This is a genomic window from Leisingera sp. XS_AS12 (assembly GCF_041224635.1).
Taxonomy (GTDB): Bacteria; Pseudomonadota; Alphaproteobacteria; order Rhodobacterales; family Rhodobacteraceae; genus Leisingera.
Map to the genome: position 1 here is coordinate 333966 of NZ_JBGFGM010000126.1, position 24198 is coordinate 358163.

Genomic DNA, 24198 nt, shown 5'->3' on the forward strand with positions numbered 1-24198 from the left:
CGTGGCGATCGATCCGGTTTCAGACTACTCAGCGGCGTCACATATCCAGCTTCCGCAAAAGCGTGAACGTCTGCTCTCGAACCCATTTCGCAAGTGGCGCGGTATCAAACCGTCGGTTCCAGATACCCACGATGACGGGTGGCTCTACCTCCATCGGTGGCGCAAAGATCTTGAGATCATAGGTCCTTGCCATATCGGCTGCCAATTGGGCCGGTACGAGGGCAATCAGATCACTTTCACGAACTGCGCGACACACGCCTGAAAAAACCGGAACGGTCAGCGCGACATGCCGCCTCCTGCCGACCCGCTCCAGAGCCGCATCGCCCATCGCAGCCAGGTTTCCTTCGGGCGAAAACAGCACGTGGTGCAGCGCGCAAAATATCTCCATTGGCATGACCTGCCCGTCGGACAGGCCGCGAATGCCGGGGTTTGCAGCTCTGGCAATTACGTGGAAAGGAGAGCGAAACAGCGTCTCCCGGCGGACCCATCCGGGCACGCTCGTATCCGGGATCAAGGCCACATCCGCATTTCTGCGCTCGAGACTGGCGACGTAGTCTTGTGGAACCAGATCAACGAGTTGCGCGCGAATGCCCGGTGCTTTGCGTTGCAAGAGATCGCCAAGCGCAGGCATCAGCATCTCGGCGAAAAAATCACTTCCAGCGATCCGGAAGGTTCCCTCGGCACTTGTCGGCTCGAAAGGTACCGGTGGCGCCAGCATGGCTTCGATGTGCTCGAGCTGCTGCCGGAGCGGCTCCCGAAGACCCGCGGCATAGTCAGTGGCAACGAGCCTGTTCCCTTGCCGGATAAAGAGCGGATCGCCGAGCGCATGGCGCAGACGCGACAGGCCGCCGGACACCGCGGACTGTGACAGTCCCAGCCGCTCAGCAGCTTTTACCGTCGAGCCTTCGCGGAACATCGCGTCCAACACGCGCAGCAGGTTGAGATCAAAGGTCGCGAAATTCATCTGGGCGATATCTTATATCGCGGAATGCGGTTTGGTCGATACCGTGTCGCGACGTTATGCTTTGCCGCACGAAAGCGCTTTCGTTTCAGGCCCCAGCAAGGAGTGAAACGATGATGGACCTGACTGCAAAGCCCGAGACGATCGAGTGGCTCGGCGTTCAATACAAGACCATCCTCTCACCGTCGCAAAGCGGTGGCACGCTGTCCATTGTCGACAGTCTGTCGCCGGTGGGAAGCGGCCCGCCGCGTCACGTCCACGAAAAGGAGGATGAGACTTTTGTCATCCTTTCCGGCACCTGCAAGATCTGGATCGACGGTGAAGAGACCCTCGCAGGCCCGGGCCAGAGCGTCTTCATACCGCGCGGAACCAACCACACGTTCAAGGTGGTCGGGACGGAACCGTCGCGACATCTGGTCATCCTGACACCAGGTGGGTTCGAAGAATTCTTTGTCGAAATGGCTGCCGGAAATTTCCAGATTCCGGCTGACATGCCCGCGATTGAGGAAGCCGCCAAGCGCCACAACCTCGTCTTCACCGGACCTCCTCTCGACTGACGGTTGGCAAGGGCATCCCGGAAGAATTGTAAAGGCCGCGGCGGCGCGCGCCGGTGGAGGGGGTGTCATTTTCGCCCCCTCTCGAAATTGGGTTGGGAAAACCATTGTCCCTCGCGCCCGGTGCACAGGCTGACGAGATAACCACGGCGTTTTATTTTTTGGCGAAAGCACCGCCTTGTTTGCTCCCTAACTTTTTTGTGAATTTTCGCGCCGGAGTCTTCAAATCGGTGCGAAGACACATACTTGGGCTGCTCTAGTTAGGGCAGCTGAACGCGCTCCCCCAGGTAAATACATCCCAAGGGACAACGACTCCATGATAGAATTCGAACTGAACGGACGGCAGGTTTCTGTAGACGCCGATCCGGACACGCCGTTGCTGTGGGCGATCCGAGATGAGCTTGGTCTCACCGGCACCAAATTCGGCTGTGGCATAGGGGCCTGCGGGGCCTGCACCGTGCATATCGATGGCTCCGCCGCGCGTTCCTGCATCACCTATCTGTCGGATGTTGAAGGGCTTTCGGTGACAACCATCGAAGGCCTGGACGAGGACGGCAACCACCCGGTTCAGGAAGCTTGGCGCAACCTGCGAGTCCCGCAATGCGGCTATTGCCAGTCGGGCCAGATCATGCAGGCGGCTTCGCTTTTCAAGGATACCCCGAACCCGAGCGACGAGGACATCGACGCCGTCATGACAGGCAACCTGTGCCGTTGCATGACATACACCCGTATCCGTCAAGCCGTGCGAGAAGCGGCCACCGCCATGGGAGGGGCCAACAATGGCTAACCTGTTGTCTCGTCTTGCAAACGCCCAGACCAAATCCAAAATGACCCGGCGCGGTTTCCTCGTCTCGATGACCGCCGCCGGGGTCGCGTTCGGCTTCCCGCGCACATCGGATGCCGCGATGAACCCAGCCGTGCCAGACGGAACGCCGGTGGCGGCCGATGGCCGGGTTTTCGAACCCTCAATGTGGTATTGGATTGACGCCGACGGCCAGGTCAACGTCAACATCATCCGCGCGGAAATGGGCCAACACGTGGGGACGGCCATTGCGCGGATCCTGGCGGATGAATTGGAGGTCGCATGGGAGAAGGTTCAGATTACCCATGTCGACACCCACGAAAAATGGGGCCTTATGGTTACCGGCGGCAGCTGGTCGGTCTGGCAAAGCTGGCCTGTCTACCGTCAGGCCGGTGCCGCCGGCCGGATTGCGCTGATCGAGGCCGCCGCAGCCAAATGGGGTGTTGATGCCGCATCGCTGACCGCACGCGACGGTGTAATCTCGGATGGTAGCCGCGAGATCACCTATGCTGCGCTCGTGGCTGAAGGGCTTGAGCGGAGCTTTACCGAAGAAGAGCTTGCCGCGCTGCCCCTGAAGCCCCATGCCGACTTGCGGCTGGTGGGCCAGGACGTGCACCCCTTGGATCTCGACACGAAAACCACCGGCCAGGCGATTTACGGGCTGGATGCCAAGGTCGACGGCATGATCTATGCCGTGCCCATGCTGCCGCCGACACGCTATGGATCCAAGATCAATTCCGTAGATGACAGTGCCGCGAAATCCATCAAGGGCTACCTCGAGACGGTGGTGCTCGATGACCCGTCGGGCACGGTTCCGGGCTGGGCGGTCGTTCTGGGCACCAGCCTCCATGCGGCGCGCTCCGCGTCCTACGAGATCGAGATCGACTGGACACCAGGTGACACCGCCGATGTTTCGGAGGAGGACATCCAGGCGCACGCGCGGCAGCTGATCGAGAGCGATGCGGGCGCGATCCTGCCGACGGAGCAGCCCGATACGTCGGCGGCATTTGACGCGGCTTCGGACACGTTGGAAGCCGAATATACCACTCAGTCGGTACTTCACTTCCAGATGGAGCCGGTGAATGCCACCGTGTTCCAGAATGCGGATGGCATCTGGGAAGTGCATGCCGGCAACCAGTGGCAATCCCTGATCCTGCCCACGCTGGCAACCGCGCTGGAAGTGCCCGCCGACAAGATTGTCATGCGCAGCTACATGCTGGGTGGCGGCTTCGGGCGTCGTTTGAACGGCGACTACATTGTCCCTGCTGCGCTTGCGTCCAAAGCGGTGGGCAAGCCGGTCAAGCTGGTCTTTGCCCGCGAGGAGGATGCCCAGTTCGACAGCATCCGCTCGCCCTCGGTACAAAAGCTGCGAATGGCCTTCGACGATGGTCAGGACGTCATCGCGATGGAGCACCATGCCGCTGCGGGGTGGCCAACGCAGGTGCTGGCGCCCGGGTTTATGCCGACAGGGGTTAATGGTGAAGCTTTCGATCCCTTTGCCATCGACGGTGCCGACCACTGGTACACGGTTGGGGCTCATCGGGTGCGGGCCATCTCCAATGACCTGGCCAACCAGACCTTCCGGCCTGGCTGGTTGCGGTCGGTCGGTCCGGGCTGGACCAATTTTGCGGTTGAAAGCTTCATGGATGAGGCCGCGCACAAGGTTGGTGCCGATCCGCTGCAGTTCCGGCTCGACCGTTTGAAGGCAGAGGGCTTCAACGCTGGCTCCGCGCCGAACGCGGTTGGTGGTGCATCGCGGCAGGCAGCTGTTCTGCGCCGGGTGGCCGAGATGTCCGGCTACGGCAAGCGCGAGCTGCCAGAGGGAACGGCGATCGGTCTGGCGACCACTTTTGGCCAATCTCGCACGATGCCGACCTGGACCGCTGCGGCTGTGCAACTGGCCGTGGACACCGATACCGGCGAGGTCGATGTCCAGAAGATGTGGTTGGCCTTTGACTGCGGGACCGTCGTGGATCCGGACGGCGCGCGGGCCCAATGCGAAGGTGCCGCACTGTGGGGGCTTTCCATGGCGCTGCATGAAGGCACCCGGATTGAAAATGGCAATGTCGTCGATCTCAACCTCGGCGCCTATACACCGCTGCGGCTGGAGGATGTGCCGGAGATGGAGATCGAATTTGTCGAGAGCAGCGAGGTTCCCGTTGGTCTCGGGGAGCCGGGCACCACGGTCGTTGCCCCGGCCATTGCCAACGCGATCTTCAACGCCTCAGGCGCGCGGGTCCGCCATTTGCCCATCACCGCGGATGCGATCCTTTCCGCGTTGAAAGGCTGACGATATGGGCGGGCGCATTTCCCTGCGCCCGCCCAAACATCGGGTTGGAGTACGTGGGCGCGCGTTCGCTCAACCCCATACGGTGGCAAGTTGCTCGAACAGCGCCGCGACGACCGGAGTCGACTTGAGAGCCCGCGGTGTCAGCATCACGAGGCAGGCCGGTACGCTTTGAGTTTCGCACAGGCTGAGCCCGAAAGAATGTTGCTGATCCAAGGCAATAGTCTCACGACACAGGCACAGGCCAACACCCGCGCGAACCATCTCCAGCATTGATGCCTCGTGATCGACCAAGGCAACCACGTTCTGAGTGCAATCGTGTTGCGCAAAAATCCGGCTTAGCAGTCGGTTGTGAACGGATACCCCGGTCGTGCCGATCCATGGTAGCGCCGCCAGCTCGGGCCAACTGGCGGCGGCGACCCGGGCCTCCCATCCGGCGGGCGCAATGATGCGGTAGTTGAAGCTGGCCAGAACCTTGACCTGCATCCCGTCGGCCGAGGCAATATCGTCAACCGCGCCGGGATCTGTCAGGTAAAAACCGGCGTCGATCTGGCGGCGACGGAGTTTCTCCAGAATTTCACCGCTGATCCCGTGCACCAGTTCCGTGGTGATGCCGGGGTGCGCTTTCCCGAGCTGGCTCAGCAGGCGGCCCAGCCGGATGAATTCCGGGTCCACGATCGTTCCGATCCGCAATGACCCTGAAACCTGTCCGACCCGCCCGCTGGCGCTTTGCCGGAATTCTGCCATGGCGCTCAGGACCGCCTCTGCCTTGGGCAGCAGCGCCTTGCCATCAGAGGTCAGGTACAGCCCGTGTGGCGCCCGCTTGAAGAAAGTGACGCCGGTTTCTTCGCTGAGGCGCTTGATCTGGTGACTGATCGCCGGCTGCGTGAGGTTCAATACCTCTGCCGCGCGGGAAACGCTGCCTTCGCGGGCCACTGTGACAAAGGCGAGGATGCTGTTCAGGTTCGAGAATCTTTCCATATTACGAAACTTAATATCAGTCAGAGATATATGTCATTGGGAATGTGCTCCCGGCCTTACTAAACCGGAACCTGGAGATACGCAGGGCAGCGCCTTTGCTCCGAAAGCCCCGTTTCGGGGGCGGTTCGGCGGCGATGGATGCCCCGCTCGAAAGGTGAGGGACGACATGGCAGGAATGGCAACCGAGTTCGACTTTATCGTGATTGGAGGCGGCTCCGCGGGTTGCCTTCTGGCCAACCGCCTGAGTGCTGATCCAGCCAATCGGGTCCTGCTGCTGGAGGCCGGCAAGGCCGACAGCTACCCGTGGATTCACGTGCCTGTCGGCTACCTGTACTGCATCGGTAACCCACGCACCGACTGGATGTACAACACCGAGGCCGACAAGGGCCTGAATGGGCGCAGTCTGCGCTACCCGCGTGGCAAGACGCTGGGCGGCTGTTCGTCGATCAACGGCATGATCTACATGCGCGGTCAGGCCCGCGACTATGACAATTGGGCCGCGCTGACCGGCGAAGACGACTGGTCCTGGGAGGGGGCTCTGCGCGATTTCAAAGCGCACGAAGACCACTACAAGCTGGACAATGGTGCCGACCCGAAGGTGGGCGACAACGAACGTTTTTCCGACCTGCATGGCCATGGCGGCGAGTGGCGGGTCGAAAAGCAACGCCTGCGCTGGGACGTGCTGGACAGCTTTGCCGATGCCGCGGAAGAGGCGGGGATCGCCAAAACCGACGATTTCAACAGCGGCGACAACGCGGGTGTTGGCTATTTCGACGTGAACCAGCGGTCCGGCTGGCGCTGGAACACCTCCAAGGCATTCCTGAAGCCCGCCCGGGCACGGCGTAACCTGACGGTCTGGACCGAGGCACAGGTCCAGAAGCTGAACTTTGACAAAGACGCCAACGGCGCGCTGCGCTGCACTGGTGCACGGGTCGATCGCAAGGGAACAGTCGTTGAAGTGAAAGCCCGGCGCGAGACCGTGCTGTCGGCAGGGGCCGTCAACTCGCCGCAGGTTCTGCAACTGTCCGGCATTGGTCCGGCGGATCTGCTGCGCGAACATGGCATCGAGGTCCTGCGCGACGCGCCCGTGGGCGAGAACCTTCAGGACCACCTGCAAATCCGGGCGGTCTACAAGGTGAACGGAACCCGCACGCTCAACACTCTGGCGAATAACCTCTTTGGAAAGGCTAAGATTGGCGCAGAATATGCGCTGAAACGATCCGGACCGATGAGCATGGCGCCCAGCCAATTGGGCGCATTCACCCACTCCGACCCGAACCGGCTTCATGCAAACCTTGAATATCACGTGCAACCGCTCAGCCTCGATGCCTTTGGCGAACCGCTGCATGCCTTCCCGGCTATGACGGTCAGTGTCTGCAACCTGAACCCGACGAGCAGGGGACACGTGCGCATCCGCTCGGCCGACTTCCGCGATGCGCCGCTGATCTCGCCCAACTACCTCGCCACGGAAGACGATCGAAAGGTCGCTGCCGACAGCCTGCGGCAAGTGCGCGAAATCATGTCCCGGCCCGCGATGGCAAGCTATGAGCCCGAGGAGTTCAAACCGGGTGTCCAGTACCAGAGCGACGAGGACCTCGCCAAGCTGGCCGGCGACATTGCCAACACGATCTTTCACCCTGTCGGCACCGTGAAAATGGGCCGCGAGGACGATGACAGCGCCGTTCTGGACCCGCATCTGCGCCTCAAGGGCGTGGCCGATCTGCGTGTCGTCGATGCCAGCATCATGCCAGAGATCACCAGCGGCAACACCAATTCCCCGACCTTGATGATCGCGGAAAAGGCAGCGCGCTGGATCTTGGCCGGACACTAATCGCACATCTTCCTGACGGAGAAACAAATGCGTTCATCGTTTTCCAACCTGCCCCTGCGCGGGGTCAAAGTGGTCGATTTCGGGCAGTACATCGCCGGGCCTGCCGTGGCGATGCTGCTGGGCGATCTTGGCGCGACTGTCGTGCATATCGACCCGCCCGACGGGCCGATGTGGGACAGCCCGGCGAATGCGACCCTGATGCGCAACAAGCTAATCGTGAGCCTTGACCTCAAGTCCGAGGAAGGCCTGGCGCAGGCCCGCGCGCTTTGTGCTGAGGCCGACATCATTGTCGAGAACTTCCGCCCCGGCAAGCTGGCCGCGCTCGGCATCGACTTTGCCGCCATGCGCGAGGAGCGCCCCGAGCTGATCACGCTGTCAATCCCCGGGTTTGCCTCGAACGATCTGGAGCGGCGCGAGCAGCGCGCCTTTGAAAGCGTGGTTGCGGCCAGTTCCGGCGTGTTTACCGATATGGGTTTGAACAGGGTTCTGATGGGGCTGAACCCGTCCTTTTCGCCGCTGCCGCTGGCCTCGGCCTATGCCTCGCAGATCGCGGCATCCGCAACAGTGCTGGCTCTGCAATCCCGGCAAGTAACCGGACTTGGGGACCAGATCGAAGTGCCGCTGGCCGCCGCTGTGATGGAGGGGCTGTGCTACAACTCGATCAAGGTCTCGGACATGCCGGAACGGTATCTGACCCAGCGCGAGGTCGAGATCGAGCGCCGCCGGGTCGAGGGGCTGCCGATGAACGTGTCCTACGAGGAACTCCAGGAGCTTCTGGACCCGTTCTTTCGCAGCTACATGTGCAAGGATGGTCGGATGTTCTACGTGGTCTGCCCAAGCCACAAGAACCATGCGCGCCGCTGCCTCGAGGTGCTGGGCCTCTATGACGAGATGATCGAAGCGGGGCTGCAGGAAGAAGAGGACACCTACAAGCCGCAGTCTGAGTGGGTTTCCGACACCTCTCTCGGTGTTTACCCGATGCCGAAGTTCTGGGCCGACAAGATCGCTGCGCGGATGAAAGAGGTCTTCTTGACCCGAACCTCGCACGAGTGGAAACGGATGTTTGGCCGCGCGGGCATCCCCGGCGCGCCGCAGCGCTGGCTTCAGGAATGGATCAACGACGAATACGCCGAGACCTCGGGGCTGATGATTGATGTCACGGACCCGGAGTACGGCGAGATGACACAACCCGGCCCGGTGGTCTGGATGGAAGAAAGCGGCGAAGAGGCGCTGAACCCCGAACCGCGCCGCTGGGTGGATTTTGACGAGGCGCTGGCGGTCCTGCGCAAGCTGCCGACTGACATACCAGCCCCGAAAGAGAAGCTGGACCAAGAGGACTGGCTCTCGGGCGTGCGCGTGCTGGACATGTGCAATGTCATCGCGGGGCCGCATGCGGCCAGCTATCTGGCCCGCTTTGGTGCAGAAGTGATCAAGCTCGATCCGGCAACGCCGCTCTATGACAGCTGGAACACGGTGATCTACGGGCTCAGCCAGGGCCGGGGCAAGAAGTCGATCTTGGCCGACGTAAAATCAGAACATGGGCGCAAGGTGCTCGAAGACTTGGTGAAATCGGTTGACGTGATCTTCTGGAACGCGCCGGACAACCAGATCAAACGCATGGGGCTGGACGCCGACGGCCTGCGCAAGCTGAACCCGGAGGCGATCTTCTGCAAGCTGGACTGCTTCAGCGGCGTACGGCGCGGCACCCGCACGGATTACATCGGTTATGACGACCTTGTGCAGGCAGCTACTGGGATCATGCTGCGCTTTGGCGGGGCTATGGACCGCCCCGAGGAACACGCCCACGTGGGCACCATCGACGTGATGTGCGGTTTTGGCGGCGCGCTGGCCGTGGCGGCGGCGCTCTATCAGAAACACCGCTTTGGCCGCATCGGGCGCGGCCGCACCTCTCTCAGCGCCAACAGCGGCTTGCTGCAGGTGCCCTTTGCCTATGATTTCCGCGGGCGCGGACTGTTCGATGAACCTTCGGGCCCGGAAGCGAACGGCTACGGACCGCTCCACCGTTTTTACAGCACCGCTTCGGGAGTCTACATCCTGCTGTGCGCGTATGAGACGGACCTGCCGCGGTTCCGCGAGGTCGAGGACTTGGCGGATCTGCCGGATTTGCCCGAAGAAGACCGTGCGACCTACCTCGCAGGCGCGTTTCAGACGCAACCCGCGACCGAATGGATCGCCCGCCTGCGCGCAGCAGACATTGGCTGTGCAATCTGTAACAACATCGACGCGCTGCGCTCTGAAAACCTGCGCGAGGCGGATGGCACGCCCGGCATCGATCGGGGCAGCTATTCCTTCTCGCAAGACAGCAACCACCCCAGCGGCCACGAGGTGATCCAACTGGATCCCTATGCGGTGCGCCCCGCGCGCGGCAAAGTCTTTGCCCTGTCGCCGACCGAAAAATTCGGCACGTCGACGCGGGCTATCCTGCGCGACCTCGGCTACTCCGATGCGGCCGTCGCACGGATGCTGGAGACCGGCCAGCTTAGCGAGAGCTGGAGCGCCGAATACCTGCCCAGCTGAGGGCACTGTCAAAGGGGGGGCTGCACATGCCCCCCTTGTTGTTCTGCGGCGTGCCGCAAATCCCGAACGGTCTGGCGCATCACTGGCGTGCAACAGTTGCGCGCCAATAGGAGGAGGCAGCCCGGACCCCCAAGCCATAATGGAGGAGACATGGCCAACAAACCCCCACTGATGGAACTGGACATCGCGACGGCAGAGCGCGGGTTCTATTCCGGATTCGCCAAGAGCGTCGCCATCCCGTCCAAGTTGCTGGTCAGCGCGCTGATCGTCTGGGCCATCACGGTGCCCGACAACGCCGCCGCGGTATTGAATGCCCTGAACGGTGCGCTGCTCAAAAGCTTCGCCAGCTGGTACATCTGGGTGGTGGCGCTGTTCCTGGTGCTTTGCGTTGGCCTCGCGCTGGTGCCCACCACCGGACGCCTGAAGCTGGGCCTCCCGGAGGATCGCCCGGAGTTCTCGCGGTTTTCGTGGTTTTCCATGATGTTCGGCGCAGGCATCGGCATCGGCATGCTGACCTTTGCCACCGCCGAGCCGATGTACCACTTTGCGACCAACCCCAATGTCATCATGGGCGAAACCACCGGATCGGCCGCGGACAACGTGACCGCCGCCTATGTCTGGTCGTTCCTGCACTGGGGCTTTTCGGCCTGGGCCTGCTATGCGCTTGTCGGGCTGTCGCTGGCCTATTTCTCATATCGCCGGAACCTGCCGCTGACGGTGCGCTCAGCGCTGGTGCCGCTCTTTGGCGCAAGGCTGTCCGGGCCTGTGGGGCATGTCGTCGATATCGTGGCCGTGGTCGCCACCATCCTTGGTGTCGCGCAGACACTGGGCTTTGGGGTCGAGCAATTCGTGGCCGGCCTCAACCGCGTGGGCTTTGGCGACTGGATCGTGCAGCCTGATGGAAAGCCCAGTTCGGCCGGTATCGTGCTGGCGCTGGTGGTGATCCTTGGCGCCTCCACCCTGTCGGCCTTGTCCGGCGTGGGCAAGGGGATCAAGTGGCTGTCGAACCTCAACATGGGGCTCAGCTTCTTTCTCCTGGCTTTCTTCATCCTCTTCGGCTCCACCTTTTTCGGGCTGAGCGCGCTGGTGACAGGGCTGGTGGCCTATGTGATCGATCTGCCCGCGCTGCTGTTCACGGTCTGGCACGCCGACGGGACCGAGACCGGTGACGCCCTGGCCGCGTGGCAGGGCGGCTGGTCGGTGTTCTACTGGGCCTGGTGGATCGCCTTCGCACCCTTTGTCGGCGTGTTCCTGGCCCGGATCTCGCGTGGGCGCAGCATCCGTGAGTATGTGCTGGGTGCGATCATCGTGCCATCGCTGATGTGCTTCGTCTGGTTCACCCTTGTCGGAGGCACGGCCATCGACATGACTCTGAACGGCGCGGCTGGCGACGCGATCGCGGGCGCGGGGCAGGAGAGCCAGTTGTTCGTCATGCTGGACCTGATGCTAAGCAGCGGACTGGCATGGATCATGGCGGCGATTGTTGTCGTTCTGCTGCTGACCTATCTGGTAACAACGGCGGACTCGGCGATCCTGATCGTCAACACGATCAACGCCGCCGGAGAGGAAAGCCCCAAGGGGCGCGTGCATATCGTGTTCTGGGGCGTCGCGCTGAGCCTCGTGGTCGGCGGCCTGCTGCTGGTCGGCGGTCTCGGGGCAATCAAGACCGCCATGGTGATTGGCGCGTTGCCGTTCAGCCTGGTCATGTTCCTGATGTGCGTGGCGCTGACAAAGGCGATCATCAAGGACGCGATCCGCGAGCGCCGGGGCGTGAAGAGCCTTCACTTGAAAGCGTAAAATGTTCGCCACACGAGGCTGGCAACTGCCGACCTCGTGTGGCGTAGGCATCGTGCTGTCAGGATGCATCGATTTCAGTCGCGCAGGCTCGCTCACGACATCAGAAAGCGACCTTTGATATAGCCGCTGCTCTAACGAGGACTGCAAACTAGGCCTCTGCAACCGAAAGCCACATCAGCTACGAGACCCGCACAGCCCGAATGGATTTCGCCGATTGCTGATACCCGAATAGGCGCTTTGGCCGCATGGAAGGGCATCTGTCGCGAATACACACGGCCGATCGGGTGAGGCGCGGTCAAACCATGCCGAACACCTAGCCATCATCCTGGACATAAGGAGCCGGGATTTTTTTGCGATCTCAGGGGGGGGTAATGGCGGAGAGACAGGGATTCGAACCCTGGGTGGGCTTGCACCCACAACGGTTTTCGAGACCATTTTTCTTGATGTGTGCGGGCAGAAAAGTCCAACAAAATAAGGGCCTCGGGTTAGCAAAAAAGGCTGGATCGGAATGCTGAGCATACTCAGGTGTCATAGAAATGGGTCATAGCAGTCGAGCCCTCCGATGCGAACTTGGGTAACGCGAGGGGATATCCATCGCCCGCTTGAGTTGATCCGTATTATCTTGCTTGACCCGGAGCTGGAGAGATGCGCCGGATTTATGTTCCGGCGCCTCAGGTGTAGCCGCCGACGGCAATGCGCTTGATGTGGGCCTTCACAGCATCCGCGCGCCCTTGGCGCACCAGCTCGGCCGCGGTCTGGTTGCTGAAGGACGGCAGGGGCTGTGAGCTAAACCAAGCATATGCCTCGGGGCATGGAGCCTCCCCAGGGCACGACGGAGGCTAAGATTTCCGACAGGTCGTGAATGCTGGGCTCGTCCGCAAGAGCCTCAGGCGAGACCCCAAGGCCGTCTGCGAGTTCGGACCTCGCCAACCCCAGCTGGGAGAGCAGCTCCTCCAGCGCCTCTGTGCTACCGGCTTGGTCCATCGGCGCTTTCCCTGAGCAAGTGGTAAGGCGCGTCACGCACTGCCGCCTCCAAGTCGATATCACGGCGTTTCTCGTGCCGGGGCCTCATGAGGCAGAGGCTCGCGATGACAACCATTAGGCTGGTCCCGATCAGGCCGGTGCCGACGATCACTTCTCTGGTAATGGATTCGAGCATCTTGCCTTTCTCCCCGATGGGCCCGGCTGTTCGTAGGGCGCGTTCTCGATGAACCGGCGCAGGCGCTCCGGGTCGTGCGGCCGATCCCGGCCGCTCACCCGACCCAGGTAGGCTGCATAGGCGACGGTCGCGCCGGCCAGGACGACAGAAGTGACCGAGACAATGATGTCAAACGGGGTCATGACGCCGATCATAGCACGCGTCCGGGCGGCTGGCACGGGTGGATAGGTGCCAACTCGCCATATATTCTCGATCAAACAGGAGGCGCTGATGACGCAAGAGGTCCAAATCCCCGACGACGTAATGGATATGGTTCGCAAGGAGGCGAAGCTGCAAGGCCGGTCCGTCGCCGACCAGATTGCGCACTGGGTCAAGCTCGGCCGTGCCCTCGAGCGCTCCCCCAACTTCGACTACGCCAGGGTCTCCGCTGCTCTCGAATCCGAGATCGACACCGCCGGGCTGACCGAGCTGGAGGACGCCCTCTGGGTCGAGCTTTTCACCGACTCGATGGGTAAGCCCGGCCCGGAGGAAGAGGCCTTCTTCGCGCGCCGCCGCCGCTTCGGGCTGGGCGTCGGGCTCGATGCCGCGGCCAAGCTTGTCTATCAAGACCCTGAATGACCGAGCTCGCGGCGCTCCGGCACAACCACCTCGCCCTCGTATGCCGCCAGTGCGGACGCTGGCGGCAGGTGCCTGTGTGCGAGCTCATTGAGCGCATCGGCGGCCATTGCTCGCCAGAATGGGTCACCGTGTGCGCCGGGTGGAGCCGCCACCTCCCTGGCTGCATACTCCGCCTCGTTGCGCTCGGCAGGGTTCAACCGGTCTTCCATAGCGGCAGCCATGGGGATTGATCCGTGCCTCTGGGGCTTTTCATGACGGGCTCCCGCGGCCCTCACTTCAATTATGATGTGAGGGCAGGGATGTCACAGACTGCCAGCCAATATGCGCTATACTTAAAGGATAAGCCGAAGTTGGCTCGACCAAGACCATGCTCGAGCGCGTGAAGGCCAGGTTCGACCTCCATCCTGAGCGCCTGATCGCAGACACCGCCTATGGCACCGCGTCGATGCTTGGCTGGTTGGTCGAGCGCAAGATCGCCCCGCACATCCCCGTCTTCGACAAGTCGGGGCGCAGCGACGGAACCTGGACCCGCGCGGACTTCGAGTGGGATGCCGGGAAAAATCAATACATCTGCCCGGAAGGCCATGAACTGAAGCAATTCCGCCGGAACTATTCCGATCCAAACCGTGGGCCGACCGGCAAGGGTGTCGCGAAATACTGGTGCCTAAAGCACACGTGCCAGGCCTGCCCCTCGAAGTCGCGTTGCTGCCCTAACATGGACTTCCGGTCCATCACTCGAGAGGCGCATGAAGACGCGCGGCAAGTCGCTCGCGACATCGCGAAGACCGACCAATACATCATCTCAATGAAGCTGCGGAAGAAGGTCGAGATGCTCTTCGCCCACCTCAAGCGCATCCTTGGGCTCAGTCGGCTCCGATTACGCGGCCCATGCGGCGCAAACGACGAATTCCTCCTCGCCGCTGCCGCCCAAAACCTCCGCAAACTGGCCAAGGTCATTCCCGCACCGCAGCAACCGCAGAAAGCCTGATAAGAAAGGCGCTGACGCTCTTTTCGGGCGCCCATATTCTGCGCCCGCGAACGGGTGTTTTTCCACGGAATGGGCGGAGAGCGGCCATTCGCTGCGGGCTCAATCCGATGGCCCAACTTAGATGGAGTCGACATTCGGAGCGGACCGTGGTCGAGGTTCGTCCTGCGCTGCCGCAAGCCCGCTCCGAGGCTCCCGCGAACCTTCTGACCGGAAGCTCCCACTTTTGCCCATGAAAGGCGCCGTCGTGGCGCTCTTCAAAGTCACAGAACTTTGGGCTGTCCGCATCACCGTGGAGGGCGGTGAAGGCGCAAGTCCTCATACGATGGAAGGGCGGCGTCACTTCTCTTCCTGTATGAAGCTGGACAGTTTTCGCTCAAATAATAGGCAGACGCCTCGAATTGCGCCCATTGATTAGGCGTCACGAAGATTTATTGCTATTGTAGACAATCGCCAATCATAAACACTTCTGTCGCCGCCCCTTTGATTGTAGACAATCTACATCACGATTCATTGAAAGAGCTCCCGATGACCGGAATGATCAAGCGAGAAACGATGGGTGCCCAGCTCAGCGGTCTACTGCGCGGCGCCATCCTGTCGGGTGAGTTCGAGCCGGGGGAGACAGTGACGGAAACCGCGCTCGCCATTCGCTTCGGCGTGAGCCGGGGGCCGATGCGCGAGGCGATGAGGCACCTGATGGACGAGGGCCTTCTGGTCACAGTACCCTATACCGGCACGCGGGTGCTGCAGCTCACTTCGGAAGATATCGACGATATCTATTCAATGCGCATTTGCCTCGAGATCTTCGCCTTTGAGCAGATCTGGGAGCACCGCGATGAAGCGTTCCGCTCAGCGCTCGAAGCGCGACACGCCGCACTCACCGAGGCCATCGACGCCGGGGACGACATTCGCTCCATTGACGCCGAACTCGACCTGCACGGTCTCGCCTATGAGACCTGCGGCAACGGCATCCTGCTGTCGAGCTGGAGCGGCATCCGCGCCCGCCTGCAGCTTTACTGGGCGGCGCACCACCGCGCCCATGGCATCACCGGACCCAAACGGGAAAGCCACGACGACTACGTCCGCCTCGCGCTGGGAGACAGCCTCGAGCGGATGAAGGACGAGATCCGCGACCATATGAGCCGCGGGCTCGGCACGACCATGGCCTTCGTCGCGTCGGTCGAGGGCCAGAAGGCCGGTTCCAACAGGAGAAAGAAATGAAAAGACGTTCCCTCATTCTCGCCGCCACGGCCGCGATGGCGCTTGCGCCGATGGCTCATGCCCAGGACGGCGGCACCATGGCGCAGGTCAAAGAGTCTGGCAAGCTGCGCATCGGCGTCGCCTCGGCCGAGCCGTGGTTCTACAAGGATCCGATGTCCGAGCAGTGGACCGGTGTTGGCGTTGCCATGGGCAAGCGCATGGCTGACGAACTTGGCGTGGAGATGGTCCCCGTCGAGACCTCCTGGGCCAACGCCGTGGCCGGGCTGCAGGCCAACCAGTTCGACATCATGTTCGTGCTCGACCCCACCGAGGAGCGCAAGAAGGCGCTCGCCTTCCCGGAAAACCCGCTGTTCTACTACGCCATGGGCGCGCTGGTGAAAGAGCGTTCCGAGGCGAAGACCTGGGACGAGCTCGACACGCCCGAAACCCGCATCGGCGTCACGCTCGGCACCTCGCTGGACCGCAACGTGACCGAGATGATGGATGAGGCACAGATCAACCGCTTCTCGTCCAACGACGAGGCCATCGCCGCGTTCGCCGCGGGCCGCATCGACGCGGTGGTGCAGTTCCACCCGGCGCTCGTTGTGCAGTACTCGCGCCTGAAGATGGGCGAGGTTCTGCTGCCCGAGCCGGTCAACCCCGTGGCGACCTCGGCGGGCATGCGCCAGGAAGACGGGGCCGAGTTCCTCGACTGGGTGAACACCACCTTTGCCGACCTCTACGCCGTCGGCGTGCCGGATGAGCTTTTCGGCGAATACCTCGCCAGCAAGGACATCGATCCGAGCGGCATTCCCGGACTGGTCAAGGAAGACTGGTAAGGCTCTGCGCGGATCGGCCGCCCACCGGCGGGTCCGCGCCCCCTCCGATCCAACGAAAGCCGTCACATGGAATATTCCTGGGACTTCGGCCCGGTGCTGGAGCGTTTTGACATGCTCGCGCTGGGGCTGCTCAACACTGTGAAAATCGCCGCCGTTTCGATCGTGCTGGGCGTTCTCGTGGGGCTCGTCCTCGCGATGATGCGCCTCTCGACACGCAAGTGGCTGAACATCCCGTCGCTTGTCTTCATCGAGTTCTATCGCAACACGCCGCCGATCGTTCACTTCTTCTGGTTCTTTTACGCGCTGCCGGTGATGCTGGCGGTCAGCCTCGATCCCTATTTCGCCGCGGTGCTGGCGTTGTCGACGCAATCTGGTGCCTTCTACGCCGAGGTTTTCAGGGGCGGCATCGTCTCCATCGAGCGCGGTCAGTGGGAAGGCGGACGGGCGCTCGGTATGACCCATTCCGCACTGATGCGCCGGGTGATCGTGCCGCAGGCCATCGCCCGCATGGTGCCGCCCTTCATCGAGCGCAGCTTCGAGCTGCTGAAAACCACCGCCCTGGCCTCGACGCTCGCCTACTCCGACCTGCTTTACCAGGCGATGATGGTGAACTCTGAGACCTTCCGCCCGCTCGAGGTCTACACGACTATCGCGCTGATGTACCTCGTGCTGCTCGTCACCGCCAGCCAGCTTGCCCGCCTCGCCGAAGCTCGGCTGACGGCCTATCAGTGAGGGTGCCTTGATGAATTACGTCCCCGACTTCAGTATCGTCACGGACAACTGGATCGTCCTGCTGCGCGGGCTCTGGGTCACCATCCAGATATGGATCCCCTCCATCGCCATCGGCCTCGCGGGTGGCTTCCTTCTGGCACAGGCGCGGCTCGCGCGCCGCAGCTGGATCCGTGGCACCAGCCTTGTCTATGTCGAACTGTTCCGTGACACGCCGGTGTTGATCCAGCTCATCTGGTTCTACTATGCCTTTCCGATCCTCGTCGGCGTGCAGCTCAGCCCTTATGCCGCAGCTCTGCTCGGACTGACACTGAACACCTCCGCCTATGCCTCGGAAATCTTCCGCGGCGGCATCCAGTCGATCCACCGCGGCCAGATGGAGGGCGCGCTCGCCATCGGCATGAGCCGCGCGCAGGCCATGCGCCGGGTGATCCTGCCGCAGGTGATCAAGCGCATGCTGCCGGCCTTCACCAATCGCACGATCGAGGTGGCCAAGATGTCCTCTCTCGCCTCGGTGATCTCGGTGCATGAGCTGATGTACCAGGGCCGCCTGCTGTCCTCGACCTACTACCGCCCCTTCGAAATCCTGACGGCGGTGGCTTTCATCTATTTCGTCCTGATCTACCCCGGCACCTTCCTTGCCGGGCGCCTCGAAAAGCACCTGGCGCGGTCCAACTGACCCGGAAAGGAACTCTCATGACCGGCAAACCCATTCTGGAAGTAAAGGGCCTGCACAAGCGGTTCGGTGATCACCACGTGCTCAAGGGCATCGATTTCACCGTCGAGCCCGGCGAGCGCATCGCGATCATCGGCGGCTCGGGCTCCGGCAAATCCACCTTTCTGCGCTGCATGAACTTCATGGAAACACTGAGCGAGGGCGAGATCTGGCTCGACGGCACCCGCATCGGTGTCGAGAAAAAAGGCGCCGTCACCTACCCCGAGAACCAGCTCTGCCAAGTGCGCGAGCGTCTCGGCATGGTGTTCCAGCAGTTCAACCTCTTCCCACACATGAGCGTTCTCGACAACGTCATGGAAGGGCTCGTGACGGTGAAAGGCAAATCCAAGCCCGAGGCGCGCCGAATCGCCGAGGCCGAGCTTGCCAAGGTTGGCCTGTCTGAAAAGCACGACGCCTGGCCCGGACGCCTCTCCGGCGGTCAGCAGCAGCGCGTCGCGATCGCGCGGGCGCTGTCGATGCAGCCCGAGATCCTCCTCTTCGACGAGCCGACTTCCTCGCTCGATCCCGAGCTGGTGGGTGAGGTGCTTCGCGTCATCAAGCAGCTGGCCGAAGAGGGGCGCACCATGCTCCTCGTCACCCATGAGCTCGGCTTCGCCTATCACTTCGCCACCAAGGTGATCTTCCTCGCCGATGGCGTCTTCCACGAGGTCGGCACCCCGGACGAGGTCCTCAAGCACCCCAACCAGGCGCGCACCCAGGACTTCCTGCGCCGCTTCGGCGAATTCGCATTCTGAACACCCCTGACATCAAGGTAAGACCATGACACCCCTCAGCAGCTCCTCTTCCCAGAGCTATGTGAAAGACCCGCGCAACGATGGCGTGGAGATCTACGTGAACGGTGAATTCTTCAGCCGGGACGAGGCAAAGGTCTCGATCTTCGACGCGGGCTTCGTGCTTGGCGACGGCGTTTGGGAAGGCATTCGCTTGATCAACGGCAAGCTTCTTGCCATCGAAGAGCACATCGACCGCATCTTCGAGGGCGCACGCTCCATCCAGCTCGATATCGGCTTTGACAAGGCCGGCCTCGTCGAGGAGATCTGGAAGTGCCTACGCCATAACAAGATGGAAGATGGCGTCCACATCCGCATGATGATCTCGCGGGGGCGCAAGTCGACGCCGAACCAGGACCCGCGCTTCATCGTCGGCGGCGCCACTATCGTCATCGTCGCCGAATGGAAGCAACCCAACCCAGAGCTGAAGGCAAAGGGTCTCAAGCTGATGACCTCCACCATCCGCTGCTCAACGCCGGATGTCTTCGACCTGCGCCTGAACTCGCACAGCCGACTCAACTTCATCCAGGCGCTGATCCAGGCGATCAACATGGGTGCGGATGAGGCGCTGATGCTGGATGATCGAGGGTTCGTGGCCTCCTGCAACTCGACGAACTTCTTCATCATCCGCGGCGACGAACTATGGACGTCGGACGGAATGACCTGTTTCAACGGTATCACCCGCAAGAAGGCGATCAAGGTCTGGAAGGATGCAGGGCTGACCGTCCGTGAAGCGCCTTTCACCCTCGCAGAGGTCTACTCCGCGGACGAGGCCTTCTGCACCGGCACGCTCGGCGGCATCACCCCGGTGGCCACCATCGATGGCCGTCCCATCGGCTCGGGCAAGCCCGGCCCGAAAACGGCCAGGATGAACGACCTCTACCAAGCCTACATTCAAGGCTAAGCCATGGCCGCTCGCTTGCGCCCCCTTCGCAGGCGCTCGGCCCTGCGCCGACTCTTCGCCCCGTTTCGGCTTCGAACGCTGATCCGGCGCAATGAAATTGCCTATACGGCGCTCGCAGGAATCGTCGGGCTCCTCTCGGGCCTCGCAGTTGTCGGAATGCAGGAGGTGATCCATCTGATGGGACTCTGGGTTTTCGGTTCCGAAGATCCGGTGAGCGGGGCGGCTGAACTCGATCCGATGCGGTCCTTTGCCGGGCCGGTCGCGGGCGGAGTGCTCGTCGGACTTAGCTACCTTATCGGGCGGCGCTGGTTTCGCCGCGTCGCCGACCCGATCGAGGCCAACGCGGTCGGCGGCGGCAAGGTCGGCATCCCCGGCAGCCTCTACATCACGGCGCAGACTGTCCTTTCGAGCGGTTTCGGCGGCTCGGTTGGCATGGAGGCGGCCTATACGCAGGCGGCCTCGGCCGGCGCGTCCTGGATCGGGCAAAGCTTGCGCCTGCGGCGAGAGGACCTGCGCCAGCTGGTCGCCGCAGGGGCGGGAGGGGCCATCGCCGCGGCCTTTGACGCGCCGCTGGCCGGGGCGTTCTACGCCTTCGAACTGGTGCTGGCGACCTACACCGTGGCAGCACTCCTGCCGGTGCTGGCGGCGTCCATAGCGGCCACCGCCGTCACGAGGCTGATCAGCGACAACCACGGACCGAGCCTCTTCTTTGCTGGCCAGATCCCGGTGGAGGGATACCTGCCCATTGCCTTGATGGCAGTGCTTGCCGCGGGCGTCGGCATCGCGATCATGCGCTCGGTGGCGCTGATGGAGCGGCTTTTCGGCAAGAGTCCGATCCCCGGATGGAGCCAGCCGATGATAGGTGGCCTCGCTGTTGGAGCTCTCGCGCTGGTCTCGCCGCAGGTACTCTCCTCGGGTCATGGCGCGATGACACTCGTGCTCGGCTCCAACATGACGGTCTGGGCGCTGCTCGCTCTTTTCGGGCTAAAAATCGTGGCCTCGATCATTTCGCTCGGTTCGGGCTTCCGCGGCGGCCTCTTCTTCGCCTCGCTGCTGCTCGGCGCGATCCTGGGCAAGGTCTTCGCCATCGGTTGGATGCTGGCCTTCGGCCTGCAGATTCCAATCGTCGTTTTTGCCGTGGTCGGCATGTGTGCGCTCGCCACCTCGATCATCGGCGCGCCCATGGCGATGAGTTTCCTCGCGCTCGAGATGACCCAGAGCCTCCCGCTCGCGCTCGCGGTGCTCTTCTCGGCTCTGCTTTCGACCTCGATCGTCCGGCAGCTCTTCGGTTTCAGCTTCTCCACCTGGCGTTTCCATCTGCGCGGAGAAACCATCCGCTCGGCCACCGACGTGGGCTGGATCCGGGATCTCACCGTCGGACGGCTCATGAGACGCACGTCAAACACGCTGGCCACAACCGCAACCATCGCCGAGGCGCGGCGGCGGTATCCGCTCGGATCAACCAAAGCGGTTCCCTTACTCAATGAGACTGACAGCTACGCCGGCATGTGCCAGATGACCGATCTGCATTGGGACGGGCAGGATCCCAAGAAGCGGGTGGCGAGCATCGCTCGGCACAAATCCGCCTGGCTGCGGCCCGAACAGACCGTGAGCGACGCGATCAGCGCCTTTGCCCGCAACGAGGCCGACACGCTGGCTGTGGTGGGCGGCGAGATGCAGGTGCTCGGCACGCTCAACGAGCATTATTGCCTCCGCCGCTATGCCGACGAAACGAACAAGCGTCTCTACCCGGCGCGTCACTGAAAGGACCTTCATTTGCAACTTCTCTTCATTGGCTGCGGCAATATGGGCGTAGCAATTGTTGCCGGCGCGCTGCGCCAACTGCCGGCTGCCGAAATCACCGTGATCGATCCCGACGTCGAGCGTGCCCGTGGGGTTTTGCCTGCTGACAGGGTCCGGTTCCATTCGCAGCTTGAGGTCGTAGCCGACGCGAGTTTTGACGCGACCGTGCTCGCGATCAAGCCACAACAGTTCCATGCGCTGCAGGGATCTGCTCTGCCCAGGAACTGCGGTGCGCTGATATCGATTATGGCTGGCGTAACTTTGGACGGGCTGCAGGCCAAACTCGGGACCGAGCGGGTCGTGCGCACGATGCCGAACCTTCCCGCTCTTGTCGCGCGCGGCATGACCGTGGGGGTCGCCCGGGACACGGTTTCCGAAACGGACAAGGCCTTGGTGTCGGATATATTCGAGGGCTCCGGGCGGTTCGAATGGCTCAACAGCGAAGATCTGATCGACAGCGTCACAGCGGTTGCCGGTAGCGGTCCAGGATACATCTTTGCCTTTGCGCACTACATGATGGAAGCAGCCAAGGCCGAAGGTTTGCCCGGCGAGCTTGCTGACACATTTGTTCGGCAGACCCTGCTCGGGGCGGCAGAACTTTTGCATTCTGACCCTCGCTCTGCACTGGAACTCAAGGAGGCTGTCACAAGCAGGCGCGGCACGACTGAGGCCGGGCTTGCTGTATTCGAAGAGAAATCCGGCCTGCCGACGCTGTGTCTTCGGGGGGTCTCTGCTGCGCGGGCGCGGGCCGAAGATCTGGCCAGGGGAGAATGATCGGGGTGGGTTTTCCTCTCAGGATGCCATGTAGTGCGCAGTTCATTCCAGCTCGGGGCCGCTCTTGAAGTTAGCGAAACGGGATCACGTCACTATCGACAGCCCGTTCACAAACCCTTCACCGACTCGGGCAGATGCGAGCGAGTTTGCGTGACGGAGCCTCAGGCAAGTGCCAACCGCTCTTCGTTCATCTGCGACCGGTCGAAGATCTATCCACGTCCGAAGAAATTTTACCGAAATTCGGCGAACGTCCGGAGTGTCCGCACTCCCGGCCTCGGATCGTTGGAAATACTGCGCCGAGGCCCGAACGACCGTTTCCGTGAAGCCGCGCCGCAGCGCCCATCAGGACAACGAATGTCCGTTCAGGGCCGAATAAATCCACTCGGTTTTAGCTCAGCCAAGCGCGTTCACAATTCGTCGCCACTGCTGCCAAAACCCGGGGTGAAGAGGCGCTTATACAGCCGCTCGGCGTAGCTGTCTGTCATCCCGGCAATGTAGTCACATACGCGGCGCTCTTTGGAGCTTTCTGTACACCCATCCTGCCAAGATGACTGAGGAATCAACTTCTCAGGATCTGAGAGCAATGTATCGAACAGCTGCGCTACGACCATTTGACCTCTCCGCTCAAGCTGCTGTACCTTCGCCTTCCGGATAACGAGTTCGTAGGCCAGCCCTTTGAGGGCTTTCAGGAGCTTCTGATGACGGTCGGGTAGAGCGGCGTTGAATCTAAGAAGCGGGTGCTCGTATGATTTGTCCTCTGTGATCGTCACGCTGGTGATAAACAGATTTACAAGCCCGGAAATCATCTGCTTTCTCTGGAAGCTATCAGAAAGCAGGCCTTCGCAGACTAACTTGGCATCAAAACCATCTAAGCAAGAACTGTCAATTTTCCTGAACGCTTTGGTTATCTCGTCTTGGACTTCACTTGCTGTCGCTAAACCCCGAGCGACAATATCTTCGATGTCATGAATGCCGTACGCAATGTCATCCGCGAGTTCGAGAATACTGCAGTCAAGGCTGTGGTGAGCCCCGTTGCCGTCGGCAGATTGTATCAGCCGATCTTTATCGGCAGTAGCGAAGCCTTCAATCGCCCATTCAACAACATCTACCTCGTCTTCGTGAAACGACTTCGGTGGCTTCGTCGCATATTCGTCAAGGTTGAACGATCCCATAGAACGCGGATACTTCAAGATCCCGAGAACCAGTCTACGAGTTGGATACAGCCCTTTACCCCGTTTTTTGTACTTCTCAAGTTTCGTAAGGATTCTAAGGGTCTGGCCGTTTCCTTCGAATCCGCCATGGCGCAACATGGCGCTGTGAAGTGCTTGCTCTCCTTTGTGACCAAAGGGAGGATGGCCAAGGTCGTGAGCAAGGCAGGCGGCCTCAATCAAATCACGCGGTGGCAGCCAATCTTGCACATGCTTGTGAAAGGTTGCTTTCTTGAATTGTAGAGCTTCCAGCAGGCCATAGCCAATCTGGGCTACTTCGATGGAATGCGTCAGTCGAGTGCGATGAAAATCGCCCTCTCCAGTACCCATCACTTGTGTCTTGCCCTGCAGCCGCCGAAATGCCGCCGAATGCATTATGCGTGCTCGGTCTCGTTGGAACGGCGACCGGTTGTCTTTTGAACGGTTGGATTGATCTTCGTACAGCCGAGTTTCGAAAAAAGTAAAATTGGAAATCATCAATTTGTCCTGGAGCTAATAACCGGAGCTGAGGCTAAGTCGAAAGCTATAGTCTTTCAATGGTAGCTATGGGGAAGATGCCTTGCCAACGTAGAGCGTGCGAGAAGATAGTGTCCCGGGAGTTGGTGTAACTTTGCTCTTCGGCCTTGGCTCGGCCGCAGTCACAGGGCGGCGATTGTCGCCGGGTCCATGGGGGCAGTGTCGCAAATGGCGGCGACGGTTTCCAGTGTCATGTAGCGCCGCGT

General features: G+C 61.6%; 19 protein-coding genes and 1 pseudogene. 16 read left to right on the forward strand and 4 right to left on the reverse strand.

All coding sequences use genetic code 11. The features are described from left to right. Nucleotides 1-37 precede the first annotated feature (37 nt). Nucleotides 38-964: a LysR family transcriptional regulator gene (locus tag AB9K35_RS21870; RefSeq protein WP_369929427.1), complete on the reverse strand. Its 927-nt coding sequence runs from the start codon at nt 962-964 to the stop codon at nt 38-40. 110 nt (nt 965-1074) lie between these two features. Here AB9K35_RS21870 and AB9K35_RS21875 point away from each other — a divergent pair, with 110 nt between their 5' ends. The 3 genes from AB9K35_RS21875 (at nt 1075) to AB9K35_RS21885 (ending at nt 4607) form a co-directional block, all read left to right on the forward strand. Next, nucleotides 1075-1518 (forward strand): cupin domain-containing protein, encoded by a 444-nt coding sequence (locus tag AB9K35_RS21875; RefSeq protein WP_369929429.1) that lies wholly within the window; start codon nt 1075-1077, stop codon nt 1516-1518. A gap of 313 nt (nt 1519-1831) precedes the next feature. After that, the gene (locus AB9K35_RS21880; protein ID WP_369929431.1) at nt 1832-2302 is read left to right on the forward strand and encodes a (2Fe-2S)-binding protein; all 471 of its coding nucleotides are present in this window, start codon (nt 1832-1834) and stop codon (nt 2300-2302) included. After that, complete coding sequence (locus tag AB9K35_RS21885) at nt 2295-4607, forward strand: molybdopterin cofactor-binding domain-containing protein (protein ID WP_369929433.1); 2313 nt, start codon at nt 2295-2297, stop codon at nt 4605-4607. Before AB9K35_RS21880 ends, AB9K35_RS21885 begins: the two co-directional genes overlap by 8 nt. Nucleotides 4608-4676: 69 nt before the next feature. Here the strand turns inward: AB9K35_RS21885 and AB9K35_RS21890 are convergent, their stop codons facing one another. Then, the gene (locus tag AB9K35_RS21890; protein ID WP_369929435.1) at nt 4677-5585 is read right to left on the reverse strand and encodes a LysR family transcriptional regulator; all 909 of its coding nucleotides are present in this window, start codon (nt 5583-5585) and stop codon (nt 4677-4679) included. 166 nt (nt 5586-5751) lie between these two features. Between AB9K35_RS21890 and AB9K35_RS21895 the strand changes: the two genes are divergently transcribed. From AB9K35_RS21895 to AB9K35_RS21905, 3 genes are all read left to right on the forward strand, one after another. Then, nucleotides 5752-7416, forward strand: coding sequence for a GMC family oxidoreductase (locus tag AB9K35_RS21895; RefSeq protein ID WP_369929437.1), 1665 nt, complete (start codon nt 5752-5754; stop codon nt 7414-7416). A 27-nt stretch (nt 7417-7443) separates the two neighbouring features. Then, entirely contained in the window at nt 7444-9954 is a 2511-nt protein-coding gene (locus AB9K35_RS21900) for a CoA transferase (RefSeq protein WP_369929439.1), read from the forward strand. 150 nt (nt 9955-10104) lie between these two features. Next, nucleotides 10105-11751: a BCCT family transporter gene (locus AB9K35_RS21905; RefSeq protein WP_369929441.1), complete on the forward strand. Its 1647-nt coding sequence runs from the start codon at nt 10105-10107 to the stop codon at nt 11749-11751. Nucleotides 11752-12882: 1131 nt separating this feature from the next. Here the strand turns inward: AB9K35_RS21905 and AB9K35_RS21910 are convergent. Continuing rightward, on the reverse strand, nt 12883-13104 hold the full coding sequence (locus tag AB9K35_RS21910) for a hypothetical protein (RefSeq protein WP_369929443.1): 222 nt from the start codon (nt 13102-13104) through the stop codon (nt 12883-12885). Nucleotides 13105-13180: 76 nt separating this feature from the next. Between AB9K35_RS21910 and AB9K35_RS21915 the strand changes: the two genes are divergently transcribed. From AB9K35_RS21915 to proC, 10 genes and pseudogenes are all read left to right on the forward strand, one after another. Next, nucleotides 13181-13528 carry a hypothetical protein gene (locus AB9K35_RS21915; RefSeq protein ID WP_369929445.1) on the forward strand — a complete coding sequence of 116 codons (348 nt, stop codon included), beginning with the start codon at nt 13181-13183 and terminating at the stop codon, nt 13526-13528. A gap of 343 nt (nt 13529-13871) precedes the next feature. Then, nucleotides 13872-14516, forward strand: a pseudogene (locus AB9K35_RS21920) (transposase); the annotation flags it as partial. A 525-nt stretch (nt 14517-15041) separates the two neighbouring features. Next, nucleotides 15042-15734 carry a GntR family transcriptional regulator gene (locus AB9K35_RS21925; protein ID WP_369929447.1) on the forward strand — a complete coding sequence of 231 codons (693 nt, stop codon included), beginning with the start codon at nt 15042-15044 and terminating at the stop codon, nt 15732-15734. Beyond that, entirely contained in the window at nt 15731-16552 is an 822-nt protein-coding gene (locus AB9K35_RS21930; RefSeq protein WP_369929449.1) for a transporter substrate-binding domain-containing protein, read from the forward strand. The genes AB9K35_RS21925 and AB9K35_RS21930 overlap by 4 nt, the downstream gene beginning before the upstream one ends. Nucleotides 16553-16618: 66 nt before the next feature. Then, a complete protein-coding gene (locus AB9K35_RS21935) occupies nt 16619-17284 on the forward strand; it encodes an amino acid ABC transporter permease (protein WP_369929451.1) in 666 nt (221 codons plus the stop codon). 10 nt (nt 17285-17294) lie between these two features. Beyond that, complete coding sequence (locus tag AB9K35_RS21940; RefSeq protein WP_369929453.1) at nt 17295-17960, forward strand: amino acid ABC transporter permease; 666 nt, start codon at nt 17295-17297, stop codon at nt 17958-17960. A gap of 17 nt (nt 17961-17977) precedes the next feature. Beyond that, nucleotides 17978-18751, forward strand: a complete 774-nt coding sequence (locus AB9K35_RS21945) for an amino acid ABC transporter ATP-binding protein (RefSeq protein ID WP_369929455.1) — start codon at nt 17978-17980, stop codon at nt 18749-18751. 25 nt (nt 18752-18776) lie between these two features. After that, the gene (locus AB9K35_RS21950) at nt 18777-19691 is read left to right on the forward strand and encodes an aminotransferase class IV (protein WP_369929457.1); all 915 of its coding nucleotides are present in this window, start codon (nt 18777-18779) and stop codon (nt 19689-19691) included. A gap of 3 nt (nt 19692-19694) precedes the next feature. Further along, nucleotides 19695-21455 (forward strand): chloride channel protein, encoded by a 1761-nt coding sequence (locus AB9K35_RS21955; RefSeq protein WP_369929459.1) that lies wholly within the window; start codon nt 19695-19697, stop codon nt 21453-21455. A 12-nt stretch (nt 21456-21467) separates the two neighbouring features. Next, nucleotides 21468-22268, forward strand: coding sequence for a pyrroline-5-carboxylate reductase (gene proC, locus AB9K35_RS21960; RefSeq protein WP_369929461.1), 801 nt, complete (start codon nt 21468-21470; stop codon nt 22266-22268). Nucleotides 22269-22675: 407 nt separating this feature from the next. On the opposite strand, the gene AB9K35_RS21965 is transcribed toward proC, so the two are convergent. Continuing rightward, nucleotides 22676-23953: an anti-phage deoxyguanosine triphosphatase gene (locus tag AB9K35_RS21965; protein WP_369929463.1), complete on the reverse strand. Its 1278-nt coding sequence runs from the start codon at nt 23951-23953 to the stop codon at nt 22676-22678. Between the last annotated feature and the right edge of the window lie 245 nt (nt 23954-24198).